Below are 13,534 nucleotides of genomic sequence, written 5' to 3'. Positions count from 1 at the left end.
AAGTCATATCACGTTTAATCAACCAAAGTTCCAAGGAAATCAGCATGCCACTTGAAATAAACAAACGTGTCTTTATCACCTGTGCAGTCACAGGTTCTGGATCTTCACAAGACCGAAGCCCACATGTACCACGAAGCCCAAAACAAATCGCAGACAGCTGTATCGCCGCCGCGAACGCGGGTGCTGCGATTGTGCATTGCCATGTGCGTGATCCCGAAACGGGCGTACCATCACGTGATCCCAAACTTTACCGCGAGGTCACGGATCGCGTGCGCGAAGCGAATGTTGATATGGTATTGAACCTGACCGCGGGCATGGGGGGTGACATGGTTTTTGGATCACCAAGCGCGCCTCTGCCACTTGGTATAGGGACCGACATGGCAAGCGCAGAAGAGCGCGTGGCGCACATCGCCGAATGTTTGCCCGAAATTTGTACGCTTGATTGTGGCACGATGAATTTTGCAGAGGCCGATTATGTGATGACCAACACCCCTGGCATGTTAGAGGCCATGGGAACAATGATGGAAGAGTTGGGCGTAAAGCCAGAGATTGAGGCATTCGATACTGGGCATTTGTGGCTTGCTAAAAACTTGGTTGAACGCGGGGTTTTGAAATCTCCTGCGTTGGTGCAACTCTGCATGGGTATCCCATGGGGCGCGCCCGATGACTTGAATACCTTTATGGCGATGGTAAATAATGTGCCATCTGATTGGAACTGGTCGGCATTTTCAATTGGCCGCAATGAAATGCCATTCGTTGCCGCGTCCGTTTTGGCGGGTGGCAATGTGCGTGTAGGATTAGAAGACAACCTTTGGCTTGGCAAAGGCGAACTTGCCACGAACGAGGCTTTGGTCATGCGTGCACGCATCATCATCGAAAATATGGGTGCAGAAATCATCGGCCCCGCAGAGGTTCGTGAAAAACTAAACCTAACAAAACGAGCACCAAAATGACCAAAACAGCAGCAATTATTGGTGGTGGTGTTATTGGCGGCGGCTGGCTGGCGCGGTTCGTATTGAATGGCTGGGATGTCCGCGTGTTCGACCCTGATCCAGAGGCCGCGCGCAAAATTGATGCGGTACTTGCAAATGCGCGCCGCGCGTTTCCGATGTTGTACGACACCGCTTTGCCAACCGAAGGCAACATTACATTTTGCGATACAATTGGCGACGCTGTCACGGGTGCATCTTGGGTGCAAGAATCCGTGCCAGAACGGTTGGACATGAAACACGCGGTTTATCAAGAAATTGCAAAGTCGGTCGTTTCCGCCGCGATCATTGGTTCATCCACATCAGGATTCAAGCCGTCTGAATTACAAGACGGCATGGATTGCGCCGCGCAACTGGTTGTAACCCACCCGTTCAACCCAGTGTATTTGTTGCCCCTCATCGAGTTGGTACCAAGTGCGCAAAACCCAACCGAAATCGTAGATCGTGCAAAAACGATTCTTACCTCACTTGGTCTATTCCCACTACATGTTCGCAAAGAAATCGACGCACATATCGCCGATCGTTTTCTAGAGGCAGTTTGGCGCGAAGGCCTATGGCTCATCAATGACGGGATCGCAACAACCGAAGAAATCGACAATGCGATCCGGTATGGGTTTGGGCTGCGTTGGGCGCAGATGGGTTTGTTCGAAACCTATCGTATCGCGGGTGGCGAGGCCGGCATGAAACATTTCATCGCACAGTTTGGACCCTGCCTAAAATGGCCTTGGACCAAACTGATGGACGTGCCTGAACTAACCGATGAATTGGTCGACACGATTGGTGCGCAATCCGATGACCAAGCGGACGGAAAATCCATTCGTGAATTGGAACGGTTACGCGATGATAACCTAGTCGCCATGATGCGTGCGCTGAAAGGTCAGGATTCAGCCGCGGGTGCATTGATCAACACCCACGAAAAATCGTTTCGCCCAACCATTGACGCGACACAGGCAACACCTGTCGTATCTGCCAATCGGATCATTCCCGTGGATTGGACCGATTACAATGGTCACATGAACGAAAGCCGTTATGGCCAAGTCTTTTCGGATGCTGCCGATGTGATGATGAGCGCGGTCGGGGCGGATGAAACCTATGTCGCCAATGGTCACAGCTTTTTCACCGTTGATATTCATATCCAATTTATCAAGGAAACCCATGCGGGTGACACCATTTCTGTGCAATCACAGCTATTAGAAGCCAAGGGTAAAAAGCTACGGTTGCACCATCGTATGTTGGCGGCGGATGGAACATTGTTGGCCACAGGTGAACAATTGTTAATCCATGTCAGCCTTGAAACACGCCGCGCTTGTGAACCACAACCCGAACTTGCAGAAAATCTCGCAACCATGGCAGCGGCGCATGCAGCCCTGCCCGATCCCAAGCAAACCAGAGGATAGTCGTGATGCAATTTGGCCTGACACAAGAACAAGAAATGATTGTTGATACGGTGCGAAGTTTTGTTGAAAACGAAATCTATCCGCATGAACAATTGGTAGAGCGCAGCGGTGAAGTTCCAACCGAAATCGCCCAAAATATCAAAAACAAAACCAAAGAGCTTGGCTTTTACGCATGTAATTTCCCAGAATCCGTTGGTGGCGCAGGGCTAACCCATATGGATTTTGCGCTTGTGGAACGCGAATTGGGGCGCGGTTCGATGGCGCTCAATCATTTTTTCGGACGTCCTCAAAATATCCTGATGGCTTGTCAGGGGGAACAGATTGAACGCTATCTTTTGCCAGCCGTGCGTGGGGATCGCATGGATGCCTTGGCGATGACAGAACCAGATGCGGGTTCTGATGTGCGGGGCATGAATTGCAGTGCTGTGCGCGATGGTGATGACTGGGTTTTAAACGGATCCAAACATTTCATCAGCGGGGCAGAGCACGCGGATTTCTTTATCGTATTTGTTGCCACAGGTGTTGATGAAACCCCGCGCGGCCCCAAAAAGCGCATCACGACGTTTTTGGTTGATCGCGGCACTCACGGATTTGATGTGCGCGATGGATATAATTCAGTATCCCATAAAGGCTATAAAAACTGCATTCTTTCATTTGATGATTGTCGTTTGCCCAAGGAACAGGTTTTGGGCGAAGTTGACGGTGGTTTTGCGGTAATGAATGAATGGCTTTACGCCACCCGCCTGACGGTCGCAGCCATGTCCGTTGGTCGTGCGCGGCGCTGTTTTGACTATGCGTTGAACTACGCCGCCGAACGTAAACAGTTTGGCCAACCTATTGGTAAATTTCAGGGCGTGGGTTTTCAGATCGCCGATATGATTACCGAAATTGATGCCGCCGATTGGCTCACGCTCGCTGCTGCATGGCGGCTGGATCAAGGATTGCCCGCCAACCGAGAAATCGCGAGCGCCAAATTATATGCCACTGAAATGCTGGCACGCGTCACCGATACCACATTGCAAATTTTTGGCGGCATGGGATTAATGGACGATTTCCCCATTGAACGGTTTTGGCGTGACGCGCGTGTGGAACGCATTTGGGATGGAACATCAGAAATTCAGCGCCATATTATCAGCCGCGATTTATTGCGCCCATTGGGTGCATGATGACACGCGACCTGACCAGACTTCTTCGCGCCAAATCAATCGCGGTGATTGGCGGTGGTTCTTGGTGTGAAAGCATAATTCAACAAGCGTTGAAAATTGGATTTCATGGATCAATTCATCCCGTCCATCCGACCAAATCAACTATCCATGGGTTCGATTGCGTTGCATCTGTTCACGATCTGCCAACACCACCCGACGCTTGTTTCATCGGCGTAAACAGATACGCCACAATTGATGTGGTTTCACAATTGCGCGAAATCGGTGCTGGTGGCGCAATCTGTTTTGCCAGCGGATTTTCGGAAGCATTTGCAGAGGATGAAACCAGCGCAGACCTGCAATCCTCCCTTTTGGACAGCGCTGGTGATATGCCAATCATCGGCCCCAATTGTTATGGATACATAAACTATCTTGATCGCGTCGCGCTTTGGCCCGATCAACATGGCGGGCAACCCGTTGACAGTGGGGTTGCGATCATCACCCAATCATCCAACATTGCGATAAACCTTACGATGCAACGACGCGGCGTGCCGATTGCCTATGTCGTAACTGCGGGTAATCAAGCACAGATCAGCCTGTCCACAATCGGCGAACACCTATTGTCAGACCCGCGTGTCACTGCACTCGGACTTCATATCGAAGGCATTATTGATCTGCCCGAATTCCAACAATTGGCGGCGACGGCAAAGGCACTTGGGAAAGCCATCGTGGCACTCAAGGTCGGCAAATCGGAACGTGCACAATCGGCAACCATTTCGCACACTGCATCCTTGGCTGGGAGCGATGCGAGCGCCCGTGCTCTGTTTACGCGGCTGGGAATTGCGCAGGTCGATAGCTTACCACAAATGTTGGAAGCATTGAAAATTCTGCATTGTGTTGGATCGCTTGCATCCAATTCAATTGTTTCCATGTCCTGCTCTGGTGGCGAAGCAAGTTTGGTGGCCGATTGCGCATTGGCGTATGACGTGACTTTTCCATCGTTGAACGAAACACAAAAAACGAACCTATCGAACGCCCTTGGCCCAATGGTGGCGCTGTCAAATCCGTTGGATTACCACACATATATCTGGGGCAATGCATCCGAAATGACCGCAACCTTTCGGGCAATGTTGGAACCACATATCGGCCTTGGGCTTTTGGTGTTGGATGTTCCGCGCGCGGATATTTGCGATCAATCGGCATGGATCGATGGGATGCGATGCGTGATTGATGCACGCGATCAGACCAATGTTCCTATGGCCATTCTCGCGACACTTCCCGAAAATATGCCAGAGGATTTGGCCCGCATCCTAATAGACAACAAAATCATTCCCCTGCTTGGTATTGATGATGCACTCGCCGCCATCTCAGCGGTGTCGAAACTTGGCCAGTTGGAGGGAAACGGTCAACCCGTTTTGGCGGGTAAAGCCCCCACAAAGACACAGACACTAGCGGAAAATTTATCCAAACAACTGCTCAATGATTTTGGCGTGTCAGTGCCAAAATCAACATCATCGGCACATATCAATGCGCTGGCCGCCATGGCACAAAACATTGGTTTTCCTGTTGCGCTCAAAGGGCAAGGGGTTGCGCACAAAACCGAAGCGGGTGCGGTGGTGTTAAACCTCACCGATGGATCCGCAGTAGAAACAGCAGCAAAATCCATGCTTTGTGACGATTTTCTGATCGAAGAAATGATCATCGATAGCATCGCTGAATTACTAATCGGCGTCACACTTGATCCTGCGCATGGATATTGTATGACGATCGCGGCGGGTGGAGTGTTGTCAGAATTGTTAACCGACAGCGCCACGATCACACTTCCGACACGCAGCCAAGACATTGCCGCAGCCATTTCACAGTTGAAAATTAACAAGGTACTGTCAGGGTATCGCGGAAAACCTGCGGCGAACCAACAGGCCATCATTGATGCTGCGTTATCTTTGCAAAACTATGTTATTGCCAACGCAGGGCGCGTAACAGAGATTGAGATAAACCCGTTAATCTGTACACCAACCCGTGCAATCGCCGCCGATGCCTTAATCATTTTAGGAGAAAAAGATGACTGATACGCCAATCAAAACCAAGCGCAATGGCGCGGTTCTGGAAGTTACACTTGATCGCCCGAAGGCAAACGCGATTGATCTGGCGACTAGTCGTATCATGGGCGAAATATTTCGCGATTTTCGCGATAATCCAGAGTTGCGCGTAGCGATCATCACTGGTGCTGGTGAAAAATTCTTCTGCCCTGGTTGGGATCTAAAGGCCGCAGCGGATGGCGATGCGGTTGATGGTGACTACGGGGTTGGTGGTTTTGGTGGTTTGCAAGAATTGCGCGGCTTAAACAAACCTGTGATCGCCGCAATCAATGGCATTTGCTGTGGCGGTGGATTGGAACTGGCGCTGTCCGCCGATATCATCATCGCCGCTGAACACGCATCGTTCGCCCTGCCCGAAATTCGTAGCGGCACCGTGGCCGATGCGGCATCAATCAAATTGCCAAAACGCATCCCCTATCACATCGCCATGGAAATGTTGTTCACTGGCCGCTGGTTAGACAGCGCCGAGGCCGCGCGTTGGGGGATGATTAACCACATTCATCCAGCCGATCAATTGATGACAAAGGCCCGCGAAATGGCGGCGTTAATCGCATCGGGACCACCGCTTGTGAACGCAGCAATCAAAGAGATCGTTCGCGAAGCAGAAAATATGAAATTCCAAGATGCGATGAACAAAATCACCCAAAGCCAATTTGAAACCGTGGATGTTCTGTACAACTCTGACGATCAATTGGAAGGCGCACGCGCATTTGCAGAAAAACGTGACCCCGTTTGGAAGGGCACGTAATTACATTTCTGCGCGGACTTTTGCGACCAATTCTTCAAGGCTTTCTTTGGGAACGAAACCGGGGACAACGGTGTCACCCACAATGAATGACGGTGTCCCTGTCAGACCAAGCGCAGATGTAATATTGCGCGATGTCGCAATATGTTCAGCAACCTCATCAGATTCCATATCTGTTTTGAGTTGCGCAATATCCATGCCAAGCCCCTGAGCAACATTCAATGCCGTCGCTTCGTCCACCTGTTGTAGATCCATCAAAGCCCAATGCAATTCTTCGTATTTCCCTTGGTTACGTGCAGCCAATGAAACCTTGGCCGCGGCAACCGAACCTTCGCTTAAAATTGGCCATTCGCGGTAAATCACACGAATATTGCTGTCTGATTCAATCAAATCATGAACAGCTGGCGCCGCGCGTTTACAATAACCACAGTTATAGTCGAAAAACTCCACGATGGTAACGTCCCCATCTGGATTACCCAGCACAACCGCGTTGGACACATCCAGAATGGTGTCTTTGTTTTCGGCCAATGCTTGCGCGGTGTCTGCTACCTTTTGCGCCTCGTCACGTTCACGCAGGATTTGCACCGCATCCATAACGATTTGTGGATTTTCTAATATTGCCTCGATCGCAAGGCGTTTAATATCTTCTTCGCTAAAATCCTGTGCCGTTACAGGTGTCATTGACAACATGCCAACAGCGGCTAGCGTGGCGAACAGAGAACGTTTCATAACAGGCACCTTTTTGGTAAAACTTGGTTATGTTCAATCATGCTTGCACAGATACATCAAGTAAACTTGATGCGATTTGACACATTCTTCGCGTGAATGTGAAACAGATGTTGATTGACCTGAGCGAAAGATCAAACCAAAGAAGAATTATGAAATTTGGGGAAATTAAATCTATGCTTACGCGCATTGTCGCGCTGTTGACTGTGCTTCTGATCGGAACACAGGTTTCTGCGTTAGAATCCAAAGGTTATTTTTCCCACTCATTAAGTGCTAAACTGATTAGCGCCCATAATGGTGTCGCCCCCGATCAAACGACCGTATCCGCGGCGTTACATATCACATTAAAAGATGACTGGAAAACTTACTGGCGTTCCCCAGGCGAAGTTGGACTTCCTCCGGAGATCGACTGGTCGGGTTCCGCGAACCTTGCCAATGTTGACTTTCAATGGCCTGCTCCGACACGATTTAGTGCCTTTGGCATCGAAAATTTTGGATATAAAAAGAGCGTTACTTTCCCATTACACATTCTTCTAACAGATACTGGAAAACCCGCTACTTTGGATGCAAAGGTAAATTTGCTCGTTTGTTCGGACATCTGCATTCCCGAAACGTTTGAATTGAACCTCGAAATCGCAAATGGCGTTGGTATCGATGGTCTTTCGGCGCGCCGCATTGCTAATTCAAACGCGTTAATTCCACCGTTAAACAACAGCAGCGCGATAAAATTATTAGGTGCCGAAATTAACAAGACCGATCACACATTGATCGCCAAATTTGAAACCAACGACCAATTCGTTGCAGCTGATGTGTTTCCTGAATACGGCCAAACACGATTTGGAAAACCTCAAATCATCACCGAAAATAACGGAGCGGTTTTATGGGCAAAATTTCCCATTTTACAAAATGACGCTGCCTCCCATGATTTACGCCTGACCATTGTGAACGGAAAAAACTCTGCAAGTTTTGACGCGGTTACGCGCGAATTATCCGATGCACCATTCACCACAGATTCAAACAATCGCGCTGGCATATGGTGGATTGTTTTCATCGCGCTGGTGGGGGGTGTCATCCTAAACATCATGCCATGTGTTTTACCTGTTTTGTCGATCAAGATTACCAGCGCGATCAAGGCTCGAAACCATTCGTTAAAACGCATTAAACAGGGCTTCTGGATGTCGACCTTGGGCGTTTTATCTTTTATGTGGCTTTTGGCGGCGACGTTAATCATTGCCAAATCGATGGGCCATTCAGTTGGCTGGGGCATTCAATTCCAAAGCCCATATTTTCTAACCTTTGTGATTTCGATGCTACTGTTATTTGCGGCCAATATGATTGGAATATATGAATTTACATTACCCCAATCAATCAACAGCGCACTGGCAGAGTCCGAATGCAATGATGGGCTTGTTGGTGATTATCTGACGGGTGCCTTTGCCGCATTATTGGCGACACCTTGTTCTGCCCCGTTTTTGGGTACTGCGGTGGCCTTTGCCTTGTCTGGGAACAGTTTTGAAACGGTTGCGACGTTTACCGCATTGGGGGTTGGGTTGGCACTTCCGTATATTGCGCTTGCGCTGCGTCCGACCTTGATTTGTTATTTACCAAAACCTGGTGCTTGGATGAACAAACTGAAATTTGTTCTGGGTGGGTTGCTAGCAATTACTGCCATTTGGTTGGCGACAGTGCTTTTCAAAATTGCGGGGGTAAATGTTGTGCTTGTCACAGTGTCGTTGGCAATTGTTGCCATCGTGATTTTGGCGCAAACAAAGATATCACAAGGTTTGCGAAAACTCTCTGCATTGGCGATGATCGGCTTGGCGATGGTGTCACCCATCGCGCTTGCAAAATCCAGCACCGATGCGAATGCCATTGCATCAAACATCCCGTGGCAAACATTTAACCGCAACCAAATTCCAACACTAGTATCCCAAGGCAAAACCGTATTCGTCGATGTCACCGCCGATTGGTGCCTGACCTGTAAGGCAAACAAAACACTTGTGATTGAACGCGACGACATCGCCAACACTTTGGCCAAGCCAGACATGGTGGCAATGGTTGCCGATTGGACAAAACCTGATGATGCGATTGCGGCTTTTCTGAGCACAAATCAACGCTACGGCATCCCGTTCAACATCGTTTACGGGCCAAATGCACCCAATGGCATTCCACTGCCAGAGGTGTTGACCACGCAACATGTGCTGGATGCATTGAAACGCGCCGCGCGTTAATTCAGCGATAACGCGTTTTCCACGATTCCCTTGCGTGGATCATCATCGGCAAGGTTATCAACCAACGGTTTCGCAGATTGATAGGCCTGTTTGGCTTTGTCAGCCTCTCCCAACACGTCATATGCTCGCGCCAACCGCAACCACCCATCCAGATCGTCTGGATTCTGTGCCAACCGTTCGGCCAGCCCTGTTACCATGGATTGAATAAACGCAGCTCGATCGTCTGCATCCATATCTTGAGCCGCTTGCATATCCGCCGCACTTGGGCCAGCGGGGCGATCTGGCAACACCAATGCTGGGCGATCAATCTGACCACGGATATCATTGGCAAGCATGGCAAAACTTTCCATCCAAGGCTGCCAATTTTCAGCTTGGGCCAACCGATCTGACAAAACTTGATATGCACTGTCTAAATCGCCACGCTGTTGATGCGCCAATGCCTTGTAGTAACTGGGGGCAGGATTGCGCGGATCCATCGCTAAAGATCGATCTAGTTGCGTTTCTGCAAGCGGTGTGATCGACCCGTTTTCTGCGGCAATCAATGCCTCGCCATAGCGTGAAAACACAACAGAATCCGCATCTTCGCGCGCGGCAACAACGCCAAATGCTTCTGCGGCATCATTGTAGCGCGCCATGCCCATATAAGTTTGCCCCAACAATATCCACCCTTCCGATGGGCCGCCATCCGCATGTGCTGTCAGTTTTTCACGCAATCGCGTTGCCAAATCGGTGATTTCGCGTGCCTGCGCCACCTCTTCACCGCGCGTTGCGTATGGAACAGATCGTGCATCTGGGGAGCCCGTGATAGCGTAAATTCCCATGCCAGCAATGGGCACAAATACAGCAGCAATCGCCAGGAGCAACCCATTTGATTTGGACGTCGATGCAATTGATTTTCGCCCTTTCCCCATCGCCAAAATGCGGCGCTGAATTTCCAATCGCGCGGCGGCGGCATCGGTGTCACCGATCAAACCACGCACCAAATCCCGATCGATTTCCGCCAACTGATCCTTGTAAATTTCAAGCGCCGTTTCGTTATGTTCCAACTGCGCAGCCATAGTTGGACGCAACACGGGTTTCATCAGAATACCAAAACAAATTAACGCCAATATAATCGCGGCACCCCAAATCATGACGCATCCTTTTCGCTGTTGGATCCGATTAAATTGTCCAATGTGGCCTGTTCATCGGCACTTAATCCATCACGCGGTTTTTGAGGTTTGCGCGATAACGTATAAACCATGCCGATAATGCCACCGCCCAAAATCAAAAATGGCGCTAGCCACAACAAATAGGTGCTTGGCCGCCACGGTGGTTTGAACAATACATAATCACCATATCGCGCCACCAAAAATTCATAGACCTGATCATTGCTATCGCCCGCAACCAAGCGTTCGCGAATTAACAGACGTAGATCACGCGCAACGCCCGCATTTGATGTATCAATCGGTTCATTCTGACACACCACACAGCGCACATTTACGGATATGTCGCGCGCACGTGTTTCCAATACTGGATCATCCAAAATTTCATCTGGCTCCACTGCAAAACTGGGCGAAACAAACAGAATTGTGAAAACCAGAACAAAGTATTTTAGCATCAAGATTGCCCGATCTGTTCACGCGCACGGCGCAAACCTTCGCCAAAATCGCGCAGCGCCGTATCACCAACCAATGGGCCGCGAAAATGGTACATGATCACGCCATCGGGGCTGACGATGAATGTTTCTGGCACACCCGAAACACCCCATTCGATTCCAACGCGTCCGGTGAAATCGGAACCAACACCTGTGTATGGATTCCCCATTTCGGCCAGCCATCTTTGCGCATCAATTGGTTGATCCTTGTAATTGATACCGTACAGATCAACATCTTCTCGCGCGGCCAGTTTGATCAAAACGCCATGTTCTGCACGGCATGGCACACACCACGATGCAAAAACATTTACCAACTTTATACCGCCCGTCGATAATTCTGCGGAACCAAACCCATCAACGCCAACGCCATCAATGCTATCCAGCGCAAATTCAGGCACAACCTTACCCAATAGTGGCGACGGAATTTCATTTGGATTGCGATCCGCGTTCAAACCCCAGTATAAAAACCCACCCAAAATCAGCACCACCACCATGGGCAAAGTCATCAAAATTCTTTTCATGGTACTACTCCGCTGGGGCGGGAACCGCCCGTGATATTTTTTTCTTTGGAACGCCCACGCGCAATCGACGATCGCTGAGCGAAAACACACCGCCCAACACGATCAAGGCCGCGCCAAACCAGATGAAATTCACCAAGGGTTCATAAATAATCCGTAACGTCCATTTTCCACGTGCAGATTCTGCGCTTGGCTCCACAATCGATGCATAGAGATCGCCCGCAATGGTTTGGCGAATGGCCGATTCCGTCGTGGTTGACTGCGCCACCGGATATGTGCGCCGCTCTGGGTGCAATGTGGTGACAAACTTGCCATTCTTTGCCACGACAAGCGTGCCGACTTGGGCAATGTAATTCGGCCCCATTTCGCGCTCTACACCTTGGAATTGCACATCAAACCCTGCGATTTTTACATCCGTTCCTGTTTCAACAAATGTGACGACTTCTTCTTTCCACGCACTTGATCCCACGAACCCAAGAATACAAACCGCAAGGCCAGCATGTGCCAGTGTCATACCGTGGCTTGCGCGGGGTAGATTGCGCGCACGGCGCAATGATGTTGCAAGTGGTTCTTGGAATAATTTCACCCGCTTACCCCATTCCAATAGGGTTGCAAGCAACAACCATGTGGCCGCACCAATGGACAATACGCCCAATGCAGGACCCTTGGTTGCCCAATACCAAACAGCGATCATCGCCAATATGGAAATGGCCGCCACCCATTTTAGCCGCGTTAAAACACCGGGCAAATCGGCGCGTTTCCATGGCAAAAATGGCCCCACACCCATCACGATCACCAATGGCAGCATGATGGGGATAAAACTTGCGTTAAAAAACGGCGGCCCAACAGATATTTTTTCATCTGCAACCGCCTCTAAAAACAGCGGATACAATGTGCCAAACAACACCGTAGCGGTGGCCGTTGCCAACAACAGGTTGTTGATCATCAATCCGGTTTCGCGGCTGATCGTGCCAAAAATCCCACCTGGCTCCATCGCGCCCGCACGCGCCGCAAACAAGGTCAGCGACCCACCAATCGAAACTCCCAACAGTGCGAGGATATAAACCCCACGTTCGGGATCAACAGCAAAAGCATGAACAGATGTTAACAAGCCAGAGCGCACAATAAACGTACCAAGCAGGGACAATGAAAACGTCAAAATCGCCAATAATATCGTCCAGCTTTTGAACGTATCGCGTTTTTCTGTCACGATTGCGGAATGCAACAATGCCGTTCCCAACAACCAAGGCATAAAGGAAACATTTTCAACGGGGTCCCAAAACCACCAGCCGCCCCAGCCCAGCTCGTAATAAGCCCACCAAGATCCAAGTGTAATACCCGCAGTCAAACTCACCCATGCGGCCAATGTCCATGGGCGTACCCAACGTGCCCATGCAGGATCGACACGGCCTTCGATCAATGCGGCCACCGCAAATGAAAACACAATCGAAAACCCGACATACCCGATATATAATAATGGTGGATGGATCGCCAACCCAACATCCTGCAACAACGGGTTCAAATCATTGCCATCCAATGGCACGGGGAATACGCGCAAAAACGGGTTAGATGTGAACAACAGGAACGATAGAAAACCAACCGTAATCCACGCCTGAACCGATAATGTACGTGCCTTTAACGTCAGGGGAATATTGCCGCCAAACACCGCCACCGCCGCGCCAAAAATCGCCAAGATAAACACCCAGAGCAATAACGAACCTTCGTGGCTCCCCCATGTTCCGGCCATTTTGAACAACATTGGTTTCAGCGAATGTGAATTTTCCACCACGTTCAACACTGAAAAATCGCTGACCATGAATGATCGCATCAAAGCACCAAAAGCAATCGCGATAAGCGCAGCTTGTAATATCGCCGTCGTGCGGGCGGTTTGCATCCATTGTACATTGCGCCGTCCAGCGCCCAACATAGGCAGAACGCTTTGCACACATGCAATCGCCAAGGCCAAGGTTAATGCCAGATGTCCAAATTCAGGGATCATAGGGTTTGCTCCAATTTCAGCGTTCTTTTCCCCTTTTTCACCCAATGGGGTC

The 13,534-nt window shown here is 49.9% G+C and carries 11 protein-coding genes; 6 read left to right on the top strand and 5 right to left on the bottom strand.

Annotated elements, in window-relative coordinates:
• Positions 1–44 precede the first annotated feature (44 nt).
• From bcoG to IE094_RS07325, 5 genes are read left to right on the top strand one after another with little or no spacing between them, the layout of a single operon-like run.
• Positions 45–953, top strand: a complete 909-nt coding sequence (bcoG, locus tag IE094_RS07345) for a 3-dehydrocarnitine:acetyl-CoA trimethylamine transferase BcoG (RefSeq protein WP_189639931.1) — start codon at positions 45–47, stop codon at positions 951–953.
• Positions 950–2,386 (top strand): carnitine 3-dehydrogenase, encoded by a 1,437-nt coding sequence (locus tag IE094_RS07340; protein ID WP_189639930.1) that lies wholly within the window; start codon positions 950–952, stop codon positions 2,384–2,386. Before bcoG ends, IE094_RS07340 begins: the two co-directional genes overlap by 4 nt.
• Before the next feature lie 5 nt (positions 2,387–2,391).
• A complete protein-coding gene (locus IE094_RS07335) occupies positions 2,392–3,552 on the top strand; it encodes an acyl-CoA dehydrogenase family protein (RefSeq protein ID WP_189639929.1) in 1,161 nt (386 codons plus the stop codon).
• A complete protein-coding gene (locus IE094_RS07330) occupies positions 3,549–5,597 on the top strand; it encodes an acetate--CoA ligase family protein (RefSeq protein WP_308429207.1) in 2,049 nt (682 codons plus the stop codon). Before IE094_RS07335 ends, IE094_RS07330 begins: the two co-directional genes overlap by 4 nt.
• On the top strand, positions 5,590–6,375 hold the full coding sequence (locus tag IE094_RS07325; RefSeq protein ID WP_189639928.1) for a carnitinyl-CoA dehydratase: 786 nt from the start codon (positions 5,590–5,592) through the stop codon (positions 6,373–6,375). Before IE094_RS07330 ends, IE094_RS07325 begins: the two co-directional genes overlap by 8 nt.
• On the opposite strand, the gene IE094_RS07320 is transcribed toward IE094_RS07325, so the two are convergent.
• Positions 6,376–7,101, bottom strand: a complete 726-nt coding sequence (locus IE094_RS07320) for a DsbA family protein (protein WP_229802143.1) — start codon at positions 7,099–7,101, stop codon at positions 6,376–6,378.
• Between the two features lie 173 nt (positions 7,102–7,274).
• Here IE094_RS07320 and IE094_RS07315 point away from each other — a divergent pair, with 173 nt between their 5' ends.
• Entirely contained in the window at positions 7,275–9,329 is a 2,055-nt protein-coding gene (locus IE094_RS07315; RefSeq protein WP_229802141.1) for a protein-disulfide reductase DsbD family protein, read from the top strand.
• Here IE094_RS07315 and ccmI read toward each other — a convergent pair.
• Genes ccmI through IE094_RS07295 form a run of 4 tightly spaced genes read right to left on the bottom strand, consistent with a single transcriptional unit; the run spans position 9,326 to position 13,482 of the window.
• Entirely contained in the window at positions 9,326–10,462 is a 1,137-nt protein-coding gene (gene ccmI / locus IE094_RS07310; protein WP_189639926.1) for a c-type cytochrome biogenesis protein CcmI, read from the bottom strand. The two genes, IE094_RS07315 and ccmI, sit on opposite strands and share 4 nt — an antisense overlap.
• Entirely contained in the window at positions 10,459–10,929 is a 471-nt protein-coding gene (locus tag IE094_RS07305) for a cytochrome c-type biogenesis protein (protein WP_189639925.1), read from the bottom strand. The genes ccmI and IE094_RS07305 overlap by 4 nt, the downstream gene beginning before the upstream one ends.
• A complete protein-coding gene (locus IE094_RS07300) occupies positions 10,929–11,486 on the bottom strand; it encodes a DsbE family thiol:disulfide interchange protein (RefSeq protein ID WP_189639924.1) in 558 nt (185 codons plus the stop codon). The genes IE094_RS07305 and IE094_RS07300 overlap by 1 nt, the downstream gene beginning before the upstream one ends.
• 4 nt (positions 11,487–11,490) lie before the next feature.
• Complete coding sequence (locus tag IE094_RS07295) at positions 11,491–13,482, bottom strand: heme lyase CcmF/NrfE family subunit (protein ID WP_189639923.1); 1,992 nt, start codon at positions 13,480–13,482, stop codon at positions 11,491–11,493.
• Positions 13,483–13,534 lie beyond the last annotated feature (52 nt).

This window comes from Paramylibacter ulvae (genome assembly GCF_014652655.1).
Taxonomy (GTDB): Bacteria; Pseudomonadota; Alphaproteobacteria; order Rhodobacterales; family Rhodobacteraceae; genus Amylibacter; species Amylibacter ulvae.
The sequence above is the reverse complement of the archived record's forward strand: the minus strand, read 5'-3'. Positions and strand labels throughout refer to the sequence as shown.